At 68.8% G+C, this 16904-nt stretch carries 9 protein-coding genes; 3 read left to right on the plus strand and 6 right to left on the minus strand.

Going from position 1 to position 16904, the window contains the following annotated elements; translation table 11 throughout:
• Window positions 1-52: 52 nt before the first annotated feature.
• From trxA to RAB71_RS18570, 3 genes are all read left to right on the plus strand, one after another.
• The gene (gene trxA / locus RAB71_RS18560; protein ID WP_010341563.1) at window positions 53-394 is read left to right on the plus strand and encodes a thioredoxin TrxA; all 342 of its coding nucleotides are present in this window, start codon (window positions 53-55) and stop codon (window positions 392-394) included.
• A gap of 241 nt (window positions 395-635) precedes the next feature.
• Window positions 636-2435 (plus strand): transcription termination factor Rho, encoded by a 1800-nt coding sequence (gene rho / locus RAB71_RS18565; RefSeq protein WP_104609530.1) that lies wholly within the window; start codon window positions 636-638, stop codon window positions 2433-2435.
• Window positions 2436-2560: 125 nt separating this feature from the next.
• The gene (locus tag RAB71_RS18570; RefSeq protein ID WP_010341566.1) at window positions 2561-3361 is read left to right on the plus strand and encodes a membrane protein; all 801 of its coding nucleotides are present in this window, start codon (window positions 2561-2563) and stop codon (window positions 3359-3361) included.
• Between the two features lie 62 nt (window positions 3362-3423).
• On the opposite strand, the gene RAB71_RS18575 is transcribed toward RAB71_RS18570, so the two are convergent.
• The 6 genes from RAB71_RS18575 to RAB71_RS18600 all read right to left on the minus strand — a co-directional run bounded on the left by RAB71_RS18575 (window position 3424) and on the right by RAB71_RS18600 (window position 16742).
• Entirely contained in the window at window positions 3424-4317 is an 894-nt protein-coding gene (locus RAB71_RS18575; protein WP_050946543.1) for an energy transducer TonB, read from the minus strand.
• Between the two features lie 60 nt (window positions 4318-4377).
• Window positions 4378-6117, minus strand: coding sequence for a bifunctional isocitrate dehydrogenase kinase/phosphatase (gene aceK / locus RAB71_RS18580; protein WP_010341570.1), 1740 nt, complete (start codon window positions 6115-6117; stop codon window positions 4378-4380).
• Window positions 6118-6375: 258 nt separating this feature from the next.
• Window positions 6376-8607 carry an NADP-dependent isocitrate dehydrogenase gene (locus RAB71_RS18585; protein WP_010341571.1) on the minus strand — a complete coding sequence of 744 codons (2232 nt, stop codon included), beginning with the start codon at window positions 8605-8607 and terminating at the stop codon, window positions 6376-6378.
• A 261-nt stretch (window positions 8608-8868) separates the two neighbouring features.
• The gene (locus tag RAB71_RS18590; protein ID WP_010341572.1) at window positions 8869-10224 is read right to left on the minus strand and encodes a Gfo/Idh/MocA family protein; all 1356 of its coding nucleotides are present in this window, start codon (window positions 10222-10224) and stop codon (window positions 8869-8871) included.
• A gap of 64 nt (window positions 10225-10288) precedes the next feature.
• On the minus strand, window positions 10289-13261 hold the full coding sequence (locus RAB71_RS18595) for a TonB-dependent receptor domain-containing protein (protein ID WP_029561902.1): 2973 nt from the start codon (window positions 13259-13261) through the stop codon (window positions 10289-10291).
• Window positions 13262-13379: 118 nt separating this feature from the next.
• Window positions 13380-16742 carry a TIM-barrel domain-containing protein gene (locus RAB71_RS18600; protein WP_029561903.1) on the minus strand — a complete coding sequence of 1121 codons (3363 nt, stop codon included), beginning with the start codon at window positions 16740-16742 and terminating at the stop codon, window positions 13380-13382.
• Window positions 16743-16904 lie beyond the last annotated feature (162 nt).

The following is a 16904-nucleotide window of genomic DNA, read 5'->3' on the forward strand; positions in this document are numbered from 1 at the left end:
TGCGGCGGCCACCCGGTCCGGCCAGTCGCATTGGCCCAGGAGAACCCCCAAAGTGAGCGACAAGGTGCTTTACGTCGGCGACGCCGATTTCGATGCCACGGTGCTGCAGTCCGACGAGCCGGTCCTGGTGGACTTCTGGGCCGAGTGGTGCGGCCCGTGCAAGATGATCGCGCCGGTGCTGGACGACCTCGCCGACGCCTACGACGGCCGCCTCAAGGTCGCCAAGGTCAACGTGGACGAGAACCGCGCCACCGCGATCAAGTACCACGTCCGCTCGATCCCGATGCTGCTGCTGTTCAAGAACGGCCAGATCCAGGCCACCCAGATCGGCGCGGTCGGCAAGGGCCAGCTGACCCAGATGATCGACAAGACCCTGGGCAGCAGCGCCGCCTGACGCCCGCTGCCGGCACCGCTCCGCAACCGGAGCGGCGCCGCGGCAGTCCCGCCGGCGCTGCATCGCCGGCGGCTGAATCGCCCGCAAACGCCTGCTTGCCGTGCCTGCGTGGCGGTGATAGTGTCGATGCATCCGGTGGCATTCGCACACCGCACCCCCTCTGGAAGATTCTCTCCCAGACCTCCTCCCAACCCCGTATGCCCCCACGCTGGGCGCTCGCACTCTTAGCGAGGAACACCACTTGTCCGATCACACCATGTCCGAACCCGGGAGCGCCGACGCCCCCGCCGAGAAGCGCGTGCGCAAGCCGCGCGTCAGCAAGGCCGCGAGCGGCGCGGAAGGCGCCGCCGAGCACGGCACGCCGGCACAGCCGACCCTGCCGCTGAATCCCGCGCCCGCGCCTGCGCCCGTCCAGACCGAGGCGCCGCGCGCCGCGGCTCCTGAGTCGGCCCCGTCCCCGGCCGCCAGCGGCGGCCAGAGCCACGGCGGCGGCGACGCGCCGGCGCATCAGGGCGGCGGCCAGGCGTCTGAAGGCGGCGAGCCGCGCGAAGGCCGTGAGCCGCGCGACGGCGGCAACAACAACCGCTTCAACAACCAGAACCAGAACAACCAGAACAACCAGCAGGGCAACCGCCGCGATCGCTTCCGCAATCGCCGCGACCGCGACCGCAACCAGCGCGGCGGCGACCGCTTCCAGGACAACGGCCTGCCCAGCGACAACGGCGGCAACGAGCCGTTCGTGCCGCGCCCGCACGCCAGCGTGCCGGAAGGCTTCCCGATCTACTCGCTGAGCGATCTGAAGAAGATGCCGGCGCAGAAGCTGCTGGACATCGCCGAGCAGCTCAACATCCAGGACGGCGTGGCCCGCGCGCGCAAGCAGGACGTGATCTTCGCCCTGCTGAAGGTGCTGACCCGCCACGGCGAAGGCGTCGCCGCCGACGGCGTGCTGGAAATCCTGCCGGACGGCTTCGGCTTCCTGCGCGCGGCCGAGGCCAGCTACCTGGCCGGCCCGGACGATACCTACATCTCGCCCAGCCAGATCCGCCGCTTCAACCTGCGTACCGGCGACCACCTGTCCGGCCGCATCCGCTTCCCGAAGGACGGCGAGCGCTACTTCGCGTTGTCGATCGTCGACACCATCAACGGCGAGCCGCTGGAAGCGAGCAAGAACAAGGTCCTGTTCGAGAACCTGACCGCGCTGTTCCCGCGCAAGCGCTTCACCCTGGAGCGCGGCAACGGTTCCTCGGAAGACATCTCCGGCCGCATCCTCGACCTGATGGCGCCGCAGGGCAAGGGCCAGCGCGCGCTGATCGTGTCCCCGCCCAAAGCCGGCAAGACCATGCTGATGCAGCAGGTGGCCACGGCGATCACCACCAACCATCCGGACGTGCACCTGATCGTGCTGCTGATCGACGAGCGCCCGGAAGAAGTGACCGAAATGCAGCGCACCGTGCGCGGCGAGGTCATTTCCTCGACCTTCGACGAGCCGGCCGCGCGCCACGTGCAGGTCGCCGAAATGGTGATCGAGCGCGCCAAGCGCCTAGTCGAACACAAGAAGGACGTGGTGATCCTGCTCGACTCGATCACCCGCTTGGCCCGCGCCTACAACAACGTGGTGCCGTCCTCCGGCAAGGTGCTCAGCGGCGGCGTCGACGCCAACGCCCTGCACCGCCCGAAGCGCTTCTTCGGCGCGGCGCGCAACGTCGAGGAAGGCGGCTCGCTGACCATCATCGCCACCGCGCTGGTCGAGACCGGCAGCAAGATGGACGAGGTGATCTACGAAGAGTTCAAGGGCACCGGCAACAGCGAAGTGCACCTGAACCGCCGTATCGCCGAGAAGCGCGTGTACCCGGCCATCGACATCAACCGCTCCGGCACCCGTCGCGAGGACCTGCTGATCGAGCCGGAACTGCTGCAGAAGATCTGGATTCTGCGCAAGCTGCTGCATCCGATGGACGAGATCGCGGCGATGGAATTCCTGCTGGACAAGATGAAGAACACCAAGTCCAACGACGAGTTCTTCGGTTCGATGAAGCGCTGAGTCCAGCGCCGGTTCGACCGCAACGCCCCGCTTCGGCGGGGCGTTCGCGTTTGTGGCGGCGGCACTGTGTTGCAGTGTCTTGCTGGCGTCGGGTCCGACGGTCTTTCGACGTGGGCGCGGGTGAGATGGGCGGCATTCGCCCCGCCGCGTCCGCCGCCATGCACACCACTGCCACGACCGCCGTCAGCAAGGTCGCCCCGGTCACCCTCGGCTTCTGGGTGATGAAGATCTGCGCCACCACCCTCGGCGAGACCGGCGGCGATCTGCTGTCGATGACCCTGGACGTCGGCTATGCGCTGAGCAGCGTGCTGCTGCTCGCGGTCTTCCTGGTTTCGCTGTGGGCGCAGTTGCGCGCGCGGCGGTTCCAGCCGTGGCGGTACTGGTGGGTGATCCTGACCACCAGCACCGCCGGCACCACGCTGTCGGACTACATGGACCGCAGCCTGGGCCTGGGCTACGCGCAGGGCGCGCTGCTGCTGGTGAGCCTGCTGGTCGCGGTACTGGCGACGTGGTGGCTGTGCGAACGCAGCCTGTCGGTCGAGCGGATCGGCAGCGGCCGTGCCGAGGTCTTCTACTGGCTGGCGATCCTGGTCTCCAACACCCTGGGCACCGCGCTGGGCGATTACCTGGCCGACAGTTCGGGACTGGGCTTCGCTGGCGGCGCGCTGCTGATCGCGGCGCTGCTGGCGGCGATCGCGCTGGCCTACGCGTTCACCCGGGTCTCGCGCACGGCGCTGTTCTGGGCGGCGTTCGTGCTGACCCGCCCGTTCGGCGCCACCCTCGGCGATCTGCTCAGCAAGCCGGCCGGCAAGGGTGGCCTGGACCTGGGTACGGTCGGTGCGTCGCTGCTGTTGGCCGCGCTGTTGCTGGCGGTGCTGGTCGTCTCGACGCGACGCCGCGACGACGAACGCCGCGCGGCGCGTTAACGTTGGCGGGTGGTCTACGCGGGGCAGCCCGGCCTGTAGGACCGGGCGAACACCGTCGCCGATCAACCACCCTGCAGCGGCGTCAGCAGGCGCGGGCCGCCATTGCCGGCCATGTACACGCCGCCGGCCGGCAGCAGGTCCGGCGAGAAGCCGGCAGCATCCTCCTCGGCACTCCACGGCGCGCGCTGGCGCGGGCCAGGCACGTAGCTCATCCAGCGGCCGTAAGCCGACGGCGCACCCTGGCGGGGCTGGTCGAGCAGCGCGTAATCGACTGGCACGCGCACGTTCCAGTACGGCGCATCCACGTGCTTGCCTTCGCTCGGCGGGCGGAAGGTCCACTTGCGCGCCGCGCCGAGCGCGCTCTTGCCCAGCACCTCGCGCAGTTGCTGCATCTGTTGCTCGGACGCCACCACGCGCAGATTGACCTGCTCGACAACGGCATCGGCCACGCGGCCATCTCGGCCCACCTTGAGCACCAGATACGCCGAGCCCGCGGCACCGACGCTGTAGGCGGCTTGCGGATAGGCCGGCGGCTTCATCTGAATCGCGGTCACCACGCTGTGATCGCTCGGATCGTAGCGGGTGAAGTCGGCACTGCGGATCTCGATCTGATAGTCGTCGCCTTGCAGGCGTTTGGCGACCAGGCGCAGGGTCATCGGCGCGCGCGCCGGCACCGGCTTGCCATCGCGCATGCCCGGCTCGAACTTCCACTGCATCACGCTGTTGCGGACGAAGCCAACCACACCCTCGGGCAGGCGTTCCTGCTGGTCCAGCGCCAGCGCCGACACCGTGCCGCTGGGCTCGATGTCGATCGTGCCGCTCACCAGCATGCTGCTCTCGATCTGCTTGCGCACCGCGCCGGGGCCGACCCCGTCTGCGGCGACGGCGGTAAACGCCAGCAGCAGCGACAGCACGGCGCTCCAGCGCCACCACGAACGGAGGGATCGACGGTGCATCCGCATTCCTTTGCCTGAGATGAGGCGCCGATTACACCGCACTGGCGGCCCACCGGCAACTCAGGCCAGGCGCAGCGCGTCCGGGTAAGGCGACGCGTCCGGATAGTCGTCCTCGCGCAGCCGCGCCTGCAGGTCGCGCCACCACTGCGGATCGAACAGCTCGCCGTGTACGTGGCGCACCGCCTCCAATGATGCGGCGGGCAGGCCCATGAACATCGCGAAGCGCTCGGGGAATACGTCGCGCGGGGCGACGTGGAACCAGGGTTCGGCGGACATCGCCTCTTCCTCGTTGCGCGGCTGCGGCCAGTCGCGGAAATTGCAGTCGGTGACCAGGCACAGTTCGTCGTAGTCGTAGAACACCGCCCTGCCCTGCCGCGACACGCCGAAGTTCTTCAGCAGCATGTCGCCGGGGAAGATGTTGTTGCGTGCCATGTCCTTGATCGCCTGCGCGTAGTCCAGCGCGGCCTCGCGCGCAGCCTCGGCGCCCTGCTCGCGCAGGTACAGGTTCAACGGGCGCAGGCGCCGCTGCACGTAGCACAGCTCGACGATCAGGTCGTCGCCGTCCTCGCGCAGGCTGCGCGCGCAGCCCTCCATCAACTCTTTCAGCAGCGCCGGCGCGAAACGCGCGCGCGGGAAGCGCAGCGAGCGGTACGGCTGGGCGTCGAGCAGGCGGCCGACGCGATCGAGGTTGAACACCAGCGCGTACTTCTCCTCCACTTCTTCGCGGCTCATGGTCTTCGGATAGGCGAAGCGGTCGCGGATCAGCTTGAACACCAGCGGGTAGCTGGGCAGGGTGAACACCGCCATGACCATGCCCGGCGTGCCCTCGGCATGCACCAGTTGTTCGTTGGGATGTGCCTGGAAGTGGCGGAAGAAGGTGCGGAAGCGCTCGGTCTTGCCCTGCTTGGCGCGGCCGAGCATGGTGTACAGCTCGTCGATCGGCTTGTGCGGCAGCAGGCTGCGCAGGAACACCACCGCATCGCCGACGGTGGACAGGTCGGCCTGGAAATAGCTGCGCGAGATGCCGAACAGCTGCGCCACGTCGTTGCGCTTGGTCAGCACCGCTTCGGCGCGCAGGCCCTGTTCGTCGTTGACCAGCGCGATCACGCACGGCGAGAAACGATGCTCGCCGAACACGCGGCCGATCAGGTAGGCGCGGCGCTCGCGGTAGAACACCGTCTCCAGCAGTTCGATGCCGCGCACCGGGTTCTCGCCCCAGTGGGCGAGGTCGTCCTGCAGCCGCACCGCGATGGCCGCCGCACAACGCGTGCGGTGCGCGTACGGCACATCGAACCGGTAGTCGCCGAGCACACGCACGAACGCATCCACCGGCCGCGCCTCGGACACCACGTAGTTGTGCCGCGCCACCGGGTGGGTGATGGCGTCGGTGGGCTCGATGTCCAGCGCCACGAACTCGATCTGCGCGTCCACGCCCTGGGTACGGAAGAAGCGCCGGGTCAGGGTGTTGTAGAAGGTCTTGTACAGCTCCTGGTCGATCAGCGCGGCGATCAGCTCGGCGTAGTGGTCGCGCGCGCGGATCCACAGCGCGCGGTCGTGCGCCTGGCCCAGGAGCACGGCGCGCAGGCGCAGCATGCACTCGGCGATGCACTGGTCGTACAGGGCGATGCGTTCGATCGCATCCTCGCGCGCCGCGCTCCAGTCGCGCGCCTCGAAGCGCTGGCGCGCACGCGAAGAGATCTGCGCGAAGCGCGCGTGGTAGTCCTCGAACGCCTCGAAGACGATGCGACCGATGACCAGGGCACGGCGTTCGGACGGCAGCGGCAGCGGCGTGGAGGGCATGCCCGCAGTGTACCCAGGTGGCGGCGTCACGCGAGCGTCGGGCACCGTGCCACGCGCCGCCTCGTGGGCACATCCAGCGGCCTGCTTCGCCAGGATCGAGCCGAACGCAGGTCGGCCGTAGGAGCGGCTTCAGCCGCGACAGGGCGTTCCCAGTAAGGCCTGTCGCGGCTGAAGCCGCTCCTACCGGACGCTTCCTGTGGCGGAAACGCAAAGGGCCGCCCCGAGGGGCGGCCCTTGCGTCACATCCAGTTCGGGCGATCAGGCGTTCAACGTCGCCAGGGCGTCGTTGAGGGTCTTGCTCGGCCGCATCGCCTTGCTCACCAGGTCCAGGTTCGGGCGGTAGTAGCCCTGGATGTCGACCGGCTGGCCCTGCACGCCGTTGAGCTCGGCGACGATGGTCGCTTCCTGCTCGGTCAGCTGCTTGGCCAGCGGGGCGAAGCGCGCCTTCAGCGTGGCGTCCTCGTCCTGCGCGGCCAGCGCCTGCGCCCAGTACATGGCGAGGTAGAAGTGGCTGCCGCGGTTGTCCAGCCCGCCGACCTTGCGCGAGGGCGACTTGTCGTTGTCCAGGAACTGGCCGTTGGCCTGGTCCAGGGTGCGCGCCAGCACGCCGATGGCGGCGTTGTGGTGGCGCTGGCCCAGGTGCTCCAGCGACGCGGCCAGGGCCAGGAACTCGCCCAGCGAATCCCAGCGCAGGTAGTTCTCTTCGACGAACTGCTGCACGTGCTTGGGCGCCGAACCGCCGGCACCGGTCTCGAACAGGCCGCCGCCGGCCATCAGCGGCACGATCGACAGCATCTTGGCGCTGGTGCCCAGCTCCATGATCGGGAACAGGTCGGTGAGGTAGTCACGCAGCACGTTGCCGGTGACCGAGATGGTGTCCTCGCCCTTGCGGATGCGCTGCAGCGAGAACGCGGTGGCTTCCACCGGCGGCAGGATGCGGATGTCCAGGCCAGTGAGGTCGTGATCCTGCAGGTAGCGCTCGACCTTCTGGATCATCAGCGCATCGTGGGCGCGCTGCGGATCCAGCCAGAACACCGCCGGGGTGGCGCTCAGGCGCGCGCGCTCGACCGCCAGCTTGACCCAGTCCTGGATCGGCGCGTCCTTGGTCTGGCACATGCGCCAGATGTCGCCGGCTTCCACCGCATGCTCCAGCAGCACCGTGCCGCCGGCGTCGGTGACGCGCACCGTGCCGTCGACCGGGATCTGGAAGGTCTTGTCGTGCGAACCGTATTCCTCGGCCTTCTGCGCCATCAGGCCGACGTTGGGCACGCTGCCCATGGTCGCCGGGTCGAACGCGCCGTGCAGCTTGCAGTCCTCGATCACCGCCTGGTACACGCCGGCGTAGCAGCGGTCCGGGATCACCGCCTTGGTGTCCTGCAGCTTGCCTTCGGCGTTCCACATCTTGCCGGAGTCGCGGATCATCGCCGGCATCGACGCATCGACGATCACGTCGCTGGGCACGTGCAGGTTGGTGATGCCCTTGTCGGAGTTGACCATCGCCAGGCCCGGACGCTGCGCGTACAGCGCCTGTAGGTCGGCCTCGATCGCAGTGCGCTGCGCTTCGGGCAAGCTGGCGATGCGCGCGTACAGGTCGCCGATGCCGTTGTTGGCATCGAAGCCCACCTGCTTGAGCGTGGCGGCGTGCTTGTCCAGCACGTCGCGGTAGAACGCCTCGACCACCACACCGAACATGATCGGGTCGGAGACCTTCATCATGGTCGCCTTCAGGTGCAGCGAGAACAGCACGCCCTGCTGCTGGGCATCGGCGATCTGCGCCTGCACGAAGGCGGCCAGCGCGCGCTTGCTCATCACCGCCGCGTCGATCAACTCGCCGGCCTGCACCGCAGTCTTTTCCTTCAGCACCGACACCGTGCCGTCCTTGCCGACCAGTTCGATCTTGACGCTGCCGGCCTGCTCGATCAGCGCCGAACGCTCACTGCCGTAGAAATCGCCGGCGTCCATGTGCGCCACGTGCGACTTGGACTCGGCGCTCCATGCGCCCATGCGGTGCGGGTGCTTGCGCGCGTAGTTCTTCACCGAGGCCGGCGCACGGCGATCGGAATTGCCCTCGCGCAGCACCGGATTGACCGCACTGCCCTTGACCTTGTCGTAGCGCGCCTTGGCCTCCTTCTCCTTCTCGTCCTTCGGCTCGTCCACGTAGTCCGGCAGCGCATAACCCTGCTGCTGCAGTTCCTTGATCGCGGCCTTGAGCTGCGGCACCGAGGCGCTGATGTTGGGCAGCTTGATGATGTTGGCTTCCGGCGTGGTCGCCAGCTGGCCCAGCTCGGCGAGGTCGTCGGCGATGCGCTGGTCTTCGCGCAGATATTCGGGGAACTGCGAAATCAGGCGGCCGGCCAGCGAAATGTCGCGGGTCTCCACGGCGATGCCGGCGGTGCCGGCGAACGCGGCGACGATCGGCAGCAGCGACTGCGTCGCCAGGTACGGGGCTTCATCGGTGAGCGTGTACAGGATCTTGGGCGTATTCGACATGACGCGACGGATGACCTCTGGCAGGGGGAAATAGGCAGCACCGACAGTACGGCGGCGTATGTTTTCTTGTAGGTTTCGCGATGCCGCCAACCGCCGGACATCGGCCGTCCATTGTCGCGTGTCTGCCGGCTGCGGGCAAAGCGCGGGGGTTCGTCGTCCATTCGCGCTGCAATGGCACCGAGCGCCGATACCCGCAGCGCCAGAACGGAAAACGCCGGGCAATGCCCGGCGTCGCGACCGTATGCCACCACGGCATCCCGCTCAATACGCGCCGTCGAACGCAAAGATCGGCGTGCGCTGGCGCCACGCGCCCGCGGTGAAATCCGGGAAGGCCACGGTCTGGAAGCCGCCGGCGATCGACTGTTCGGAGAGCGGGGTGATCGCGCTCCAGGTCACGGCGTCGTAGATGTCGATCGGCATCGGTGCCCTCGCCTTCAGTGCTTCGACAAAGGCATGGATGACGAACCAGTCCATGCCGCCGTGGCCGGCGCCAGCGGCGGTGGCGGCGTAGCGCGTCCACAGCGGGTGTTCGTATTGGTCCTGGTAGGGCTTGAACGCTTCCCATTGGTGCGGTGGGCTGCGGCCCTCGAGATGGATCGATTGGTTGAGGTCCATCCACAGGCCCTTGGTGCCCTGCACGCGGAACCCCATCGAGTAGGGACGCGGCAGCGAGGTGTCGTGCTGCAGCAGGATGGTCTCGCCGTTGGCGCAGGCCAGGGTGGTGGTGACGACATCGCCCAGCTTGAACGCCACCTTCGTGCTGGGATGGGTGCTGCCGCCGCTCTTGGCCACGGTGTAGTCGTGCAGGCCGCGGGCCTTGCTGGCGAAGGCGTTGAGGTGGGTGAAGCGGTTGCCGCGATTGATGCCGGCGTACATCGCGCACGGGCCGATGCCGTGGCTGGGGTACAGCTCGCCGTTACGCTGCACCGAATGCGCGGTGCGCCAGCGCGCTTCGCTCCAGCCCTTGGCACCGAACTCCACGCCGCTGTCGTAGGGCTGGTCCGGGTCGCCGGAGTTGAACTTCACCCCACGCAAGTCGTGCTGGTAACCGGCTTGCAGGTGCACCAGTTCGCCGAATAGGCCCTGCCGCACCATCTGCAGCGCGGCCATCACGTCGCGGCGGTAGCAGACGTTCTCCAGCAGCATGTACGGGGTGCCGGTGGCAAGCTGGGCGTTGAGCACGTCCCAGTGATCCTGCAGGGTGATGCCGGCCACCACTTCGCAGCCGACCGCCACGCCGGCCTGCATCGCCGCGATCGCCATCGGCGCATGCCACTCCCAGGGCGTGGCCACGATCACGCCATCCAGGCCTTTGTGCGCCAGCACGCGCTTCCATGCATTGGCGTCGCGGTCCTGGCCGTAGGCGGTGGGTGCGGGCTTGCCGGCCTTGGCGACCATGGCCATGGCGCGGTCGAGCATGATCGGCTCGACGTCGCACAGGGCGACCAGGTCCACGTCGTCGCGGCGCAGCAGTTCGGTCAGCAGTACCTGGCCGCGCATGCCGGTGCCGATCATGGCCAGGCGCAGGGTGCGCTTGCGCGCCCAGGCCGGTGTCTGCGGCAGCAGGCTGCTGGCGGCGATGGCAGCGCCGGCGGCCATGAAGTCGCGTCGTTTCATGCGGTGTGGTCTCCTCTTGGAGGCGCGCCGGCGTCGGCCGGCACGCATGCTGCTGCAGGTGCGCTCACTTGAAGCGGTAGCCGATGGTCACGCTGTAGCCGCGGCCGAAGATGGTGGCGTAGTCGCTGGAATCGCCCAGGAAGCTGTTCGGATCGTAGAACGGCAGGCGGTCGAACAGGTTCTTGACGGTGAAGCTCAGGTTCCAGGCGTCGTCCGGGCGCCAGGTGACGCTGAGGTTGGCGGTCCACCACGACGGCGCGCCATCGCACTTGCTCGGCTGCAGCTTGAGGTAGCCGGCGGTACAGGTCTGCGGGTTGTTGTCCTCGGCATCGATCCGGTCGGTGGCCCACTTGGTGCCGCCGACGTAGTTGACGAACATGCTGGTGGTGACCTGCCGGTAGGTCCAGTCGGCGTTGAGCGTGGCGCGCAGGCGCGGGTTGTTGTAGTAGCCGACCACGTCGCCGTAGTACCAGCCGCTGTCCTGGTCCATGTAGAAGCGGTTGCGGTTGGCGATGGTGGCGGCCAGGCCGATGTTCAGCCCGCCCCACCGGCCGAGAGAGAAGCGGCTGCGCGCGTCGATGTCGAAGCCGTCGACCAGGGTCTTGCCGCGGTTGCGGTACTGGCCGACCACACTGGCGACATTGCCCACGCTGTAGCCCGGCAGCGTGCCCGGGCAGGCCACGCCGCTGGCCGGATCGGCGCACATCGCCGCCAACTGCGCGAGGTTGGCGCGGTCGCTGTCGCTGATCGGCGAGCGGGTCATGGCGGTGATGTCGCCGGCGCGGCGGTAGTCCGGGACGACGATCTCGTTGTCGCGGTAGATGAACCAGTAGTCGGCCGAGACCGACAGCCAGTTGGCCGGCTCGTAGACGAAGCCGAGCGTGGCGATCTTGGCCTTCTCCGGCTTCAGGTCCGGGTTCGGCTGGGTCATGCGCGCCACGGTGCGGCTGCAGTCGGCATTGAGCAGGCTCTTGCCCAAGTCCACGTCGCCGCTGCGGCGCGACTGCAGCAGCAGGTTGGCGATGGCGTTGGTCTCGCCGCAGCGCACCTCGTCGCGGTAGCCGCCCAGCTGCGCATAGACGCCGCCGCTGCCGGACTCGGCCAGGCTCGGCGCACGGAAGCCGGTGGAATAGGTGCCGCGCAGCAGCAGTTGCTCGAAGGCCTGGTACTTGAAGCCGACCTTGGGCGCGAGGTTGGTGCTGAAGTTCGGGTACTTGTCGGCGCGCAACGCGGCGTCGAGTTCCAGCTTGTCGGTGATCGGCGCGACGGTCTCGGCGAACAACGCATAGGTGTTGCGCTTGCCGTCGAACCAGGAGCCGCCCTGCTGGGTGATCAGGCCGTTGGCCGCGTCCGGGTTGCCCGGGGTGTAGAAGGTCTCGCGGCTGGCGTTGAAGCCGAACGCGGCGCGCATCTCGCCGGCCGGCAACTGGAACAGCAGGCCTTCGATCTTGCCGTCGAGGGTGTGCAGGCGCGTCCACGATTCGATGTCGAAGGTGGGGAAGGCCTCGCGGATCAGCGCGGCGTTGGCGGCGCTGATCTCGCCGAACCTGTACGCCGGGTGGTCGGAGATGATCACCCGGCCGGTGCCCGGGTCGATGGTGAACGGGCCGAACGCCTTCTCGAAGCCTTTCACGTTGACGTTGACGGTCTGGTAGGTGACCGAATGGGTACCGGCGGTGGCGAAGGCGGTTTCCCAGTTCCAGTCGCCGAGGCTGCCACGCGCGCCGCCGAGCACGCGGTAGCTCTGGTCGGTGTTGCGCTGGCCGAAGTAGTCGGGGCCGGCGTCCTGCAGCAGGTACTGCAGGCCGACCACGCCACCCATCATCGCCTTCAACTGCGGGCTGGCATGGTTGTACTCGTTGTTGGGCCCGAGGAACGGATACAGGAACTGGTTGACGGTGTTGCCGGTGTTGCGCGAGAACCAGCTGGTGGGGTTGCCGGTGGTGGTGTTGAACGCGCGCGGGGTGCCGCCGTTGGCGCGCAGGTCGATGTCGGTGTAGGTGGCCTCGGCGAACAGTTCGGTGCTGGCGCCGACCAGGAAGGTGCCGTTGAGGTAGGCGGTGTTGCGCTCGGACTTGGCGCCGGCGTCGATCTCGTTGTTCAACCAGGTTTCCCACACGCAGCGCGGGCCGGCGGCCTCGCTGGTCAGGACGTTCTGGCAGCCCGGTGCGGCTTCCTGCACGCGGCGCCCGGTGACCGGGTCGAAGGCGAAGTAGCTGCCCGGATTGAACTGGCCCGGCTTGCTGCCCACGCCCAGGCGCAGGTTGGTCAGGTAGTTGGGATTGTTGACGTAGTACTGCGCCGGGCGCTTGTCGTAGAAGTCGCGCAGCGGGATCGCGTCGCGCCGGTACACGTTGACCGCGCCATAGACGTTGAAGCGGTTCTCTGTGAGGTCGCCGAAGCCGGCGGTGATGCTGGCCTGGTGTTCGCCGTAGGACTCGATGCGGGTGGAGGTGTCGTTGCTGAAATTGATCTCCGCGCCCTGGAAGTTGCGCTTGGTGATCACGTTGATGACGCCGGCCACCGCGTCGGTGCCGTACACCGCCGAGGCGCCGTCGGTCATCACTTCCATGCGTTCGATCGCCGCGGCCGGGATCGCATCGATGTTGACGAACTGGGTCTGGAAGCCGGCCGGCGCGCCGTAGTACGACAGGCGGCGGCCGTTCAACAGCACCAGCGTGCCCTGCGCGCCGAGGCCGCGCAGATTGGCCTGCGAGGCGCCATCGGAACCGGTGAACAGCGAGCGCGCGTCCTGTTGCGCCGGCCGCGCCGCCGGCAGGTTGTCGAGCACCTGCAGCAACGTGCGCGCACCCATCGCCTGGATGTCCTGCTTGCTGATCACCTGCACCGGCGAGGCGGTCTCCACGTCGGTGCGGCGGATGTTGGAGCCGGTGACCTCGACCCGGGCCAGGTCGGTGGCGGCCTGACTGTCCTGCGCGGCGGCGGGTTGCAGGGCGGCGAGCAGGACACCGGCGATGGCCAGGGTCAACGGAGCGAGCGGGCGACAGCGGGGATGGCGGTGACGGGCGGGCAACATCGGGGTTCTCTCCTGGCAGGGTGCGGCGCGAACGCGGAATCGGCGGGCAAAGCGCTCCCGGGCCACGGCCAGGCGGCCGCAGTCGGGAAAGGCGGGGAGGAGCGGTGTTACGGGGCGGTCATGGGGCGACGAAGCTGGCGGTGTCGCCCTCCTGACCGATCAGTACGGCGTTGGCCCAATTGGCGCAGACCTGGGCAGGCTGCGGACCCTGCGCGCCGAGCGTGCGCAGGCTCAGCGTGGACAGGCCGCGGATGTCCAGTTCCGGCTTGACCACGCCCGGCGCGCTGACCAGGCCGCTGTCGTAGAGCAGGCGGCCATCGCCCCAGACCTGGAACTGCAGGCCGCCGGCGCTGCGGCAGGCGTCGTCGATGCCCAGGTCGGCGCGCAGCAGGCGCCAGTCGCCGTGCAGGCGCAGGTCGAGGCGGCTGTCGGCGCCCACGCCCAGGCCGCGGCGGAACTGCAGGCCGTTCATGCGCATGCCGGCATCGCCGCGCAAGGCCTGGTCGGCGCGCACGCGACCGGCCAGCGCCGCCGGCAGCGCCAGCTCGGACAAGTAACGCTGCTGCGCCGGCCGCTCCGGCGCCGGGTGCTCGAGGATGTGGAAGGTGGACAGCGCGATCGGGCCGACGTCGCGCGGCTGCAGCGCATCGAAGGCGCGCGGCCGGCGCTGCGCGGCGACAACCATCGGGTCGTTGCTGTCGGCGCCGTCGCCCTCGGGGTTCTGCACGCTCAGCACGCGGAAACGCAGCAGGCGGCCGGCGTGCGCCGGGAAGTCGATGCGCTGCACGCCCTCCTGCAGGCGCAGGTGACCGCGCGCCACCGGCTCGCCCCACTCGCCGTTGCTGTCGCCCAGGTAGACCTCGTAGTCGCGCACCTGGCCGTGCTTCCAGTTCTTGTCGTTGCGCGGCGCCAGCTCGATGCCGTCGATCATCTTGCGCTCGCCGAAACCGATCACCCATTCGTGCGCGCCGGTGCGCACGGCCTGGTTGCGCACGCTGCGGAACCAGGTGCCCGGGTCGTCGTCGAAGGCGTTCTCCAGCGGGTGCCCGGGCTCTTCGGCCGGGCGGTTGACCACCAGCAGGCTGTCGGCGGGCAGCGCGCGGCCCAGCTCCGGCGCCGGCGGATAGGCGTCGTCGGCCGCAGCGGCGGCGACCGGGAAGTCCAGCCGCAGTTGCAACGGCTGGCGGATGTCCTGCACGGCGGTGCGCACGTGCACGGTGCCGCGGCGCTCCTTGGGGTCGAAGTACCAGCCTTCGCTGGCCTGGGCGAAGGCCGCGGCGTCGGCAACCGTCGGCAGTGCGCGTTCGCCGACCTGCACCGACCGCGGCGCCTGCCGCGCGAGCACGCGCAAGGCATAGCGGCGCTGCGGCAGCTGTCCGGCGTAGCGGCCCTGCACCGGATCGATCCATACCTGCACCGGACCGCTGCCCTGCGCCGGTGCCTGCATGCGCACCACCTGCGTGCTGGACTCGCCCTGCTGGTAACGGCGGGTGTTGCCGTCGTCCTCGTACAGCGTGTACTGCGACGTCCCCTGCGGATACAGGTCGAAGGTCACCTCGTCCAGCGGCTTCTCGCCGTCGTACAGCATCGCCGGGTACATCGGCAGGATCGCGCCGGCACGCACGAACAGCGGCAGCGTGGCCAGGTCGACCTGGCGATCAAGTTGGCGGCCGTCGGCGCCGGCCTGCACGCGGCGGCCGTCCCAGTAGTCGATCCAGCCGCCGGCCGGCAGATGGATGTCGCGCCGCCAGCCGCGGCTGGCCGCCTGGCTGCGGTACACCGGCGCCACCAGCAGGTCGCGGCCGAGCAGGAACTGGTTCTTGTAGGTCTCGTCCTGTGCGTGCGGATCGCGTGGGTCCTCCCACATCAGCCCGCGCACCGGCGGCGCGCCGGTCTGCGCGGCATCGTGCACCAGGCCGTACATGTACGGGGTCAGGCGCATTTTCAGCTTGAGGTAATCGCGGTTGATGCTGCGGTACGGCTCGTCGTACCACCACGGATGCTTGCGCGCGTTCGACGACCAGCCGCTCATGCCCATCAGTACCGGGGTGAAGGCCTTCCACTGCAGGTCGCGGGTGAAGGTCTCGGCGCTGCCGCCGAAGATCGCATCGACATCGCCGGCGGCGTAGGCCATGCCCGACAGGCCGGAGCCGATCAGGGTCGGCACGTGCCAGCGGATGTAGTCCCAGCTGCTGCTCTGGTCGCCGGTCCAGGCCACCGCGTAGCGCTGGATGCCGGCCCAGCCCATCACCGTCCACAGAAACGGGCGCGCATCGGAGTTGGCGAGGATGCCGTCGTAGGCCTGGTGGTTGGCGTCCATCGCGAACTGGTAGCCCTTACCGGTCCAGGCCACGTCCAGCTTCTGCACGCGGCTGCCGGCCTTGCCGACTTCCCAGGCGATCTTGTCCACGCCGTTCTCGGTCCACAGGCCGGTGCGGAAGCCATAGCGGGCCAGGCCCTGCACGGTCTCCGGCAGCTTGGTGTAGCCGCAGCCGTAGCCGTCGTTGGGCAGGATCCAGCCGCCGGGCATGTCGTGCTCGCGGTACTGCCGCGCCACGCTGTCGACCACGTCCGGGGTGGTGCCGGTGGGGCCGTCATGCCAGCCGTCGGGCACAGTGCCGGGCTTCCTGGCGTTGTCGCCGTCGTTGTAGCAATCGGCATCGCCGTAGGACAGCGACCAGCGCGCCAGCATGCTCGGGCGGCCGGTCAGCCGGGTATAGCGCTCGATCAGGGCCGGCAGGTCGGCGCCGACGAAGTAGTAGGCGTCGAAGCGGTCTTCGCGGTGCAGCAGCGTGGCCTGGTCGGGCTGGCGCAGGTCGTAGCTGCCGTCGCTCCAGGTGTTGCGCAGCATGCCCCAGCCGCGGCTGCTGAGCAGCATCGGCGCCGGGCTCGGGCGATCGCCCTCCTCCCAGCCGCCGGAATACGACACCTCCAGCTCGCGACCCTTGAACTGGTAGCGCCCGTTCTGCTGGCCGCCGCCGTAATAGGCCTCGTCGGCCTGCGAGGACAGCACCTGCACGCTCTGCGCGGCATCCAGGTCCAGCGGCTGCAGTTCCTGCCACAGCGCGACCGCGCGACCCTGGTCCAGCCGCTCCAGGCGCAGCCGCAGCGGTTGCCGCTGCACGTGCAGCACCAGCGCGTCGGTACGCACGCGCAGCTCCTGCGCATCGTCTTCCAGTTGCGCCTGCACCGCGGCCTTGGGCTGCGGCAGCACGATCGGGGTGGCCTTGTCGCCGGCACCGGTGAGCGTGCCGTGGCGCCCGGCCTGCACGCGCACGATGTCGGCCGCCGGCAGTTCGATGCGCAGGCGCACGCCGCGGTCGGTCTGCAGGTCCCAGCCCTGCACGCCGTCGCGGCTGGCGCTGGCGGCGACCGTGCGCAGGTTGCCGACCGGTTCGGCCACGGCGCTGGCGGCTACCAGCAGCAGGGCCGGCAGCGCGATCGCCGGCAACAGCGGCGAACGACGAACGCGATTCTCCACACGACCCCCAAACCCGTTTCCCCGGGCGTTTCGAAAGCGTTGCACCGACTCTAGGCCAGGGATTTGAAAGATGTCAATAAATTGAAAGCAAAAAACAAGATTTATTTTGGATAATCGAAAGTTTAAGCCGCGCCATACTTTTCTTTTGCTAGGCGGAATTGG

It is taken from the genome of Xanthomonas sacchari (assembly GCF_040529065.1).
GTDB classification, from domain to species: domain Bacteria; phylum Pseudomonadota; class Gammaproteobacteria; order Xanthomonadales; family Xanthomonadaceae; genus Xanthomonas_A; species Xanthomonas_A sacchari.

What these genes read in the sequence shown, in the direction of transcription:
- RAB71_RS18575 (WP_050946543.1), bottom strand. Translation starts at nt 4,317, where the DNA reads ATGCACCGTCGATCCCTCCGTTCGTGGTGGCGCTGGAGCGCCGTGCTG.
- RAB71_RS18570 (WP_010341566.1), top strand. Translation starts at nt 2,561, where the DNA reads ATGGGCGGCATTCGCCCCGCCGCGTCCGCCGCCATGCACACCACTGCC.
- RAB71_RS18595 (WP_029561902.1), bottom strand. Translation starts at nt 13,261, where the DNA reads ATGTTGCCCGCCCGTCACCGCCATCCCCGCTGTCGCCCGCTCGCTCCG.
- RAB71_RS18585 (WP_010341571.1), bottom strand. Translation starts at nt 8,607, where the DNA reads ATGTCGAATACGCCCAAGATCCTGTACACGCTCACCGATGAAGCCCCG.
- RAB71_RS18590 (WP_010341572.1), bottom strand. Translation starts at nt 10,224, where the DNA reads ATGAAACGACGCGACTTCATGGCCGCCGGCGCTGCCATCGCCGCCAGC.
- aceK (WP_010341570.1), bottom strand. Translation starts at nt 6,117, where the DNA reads ATGCCCTCCACGCCGCTGCCGCTGCCGTCCGAACGCCGTGCCCTGGTC.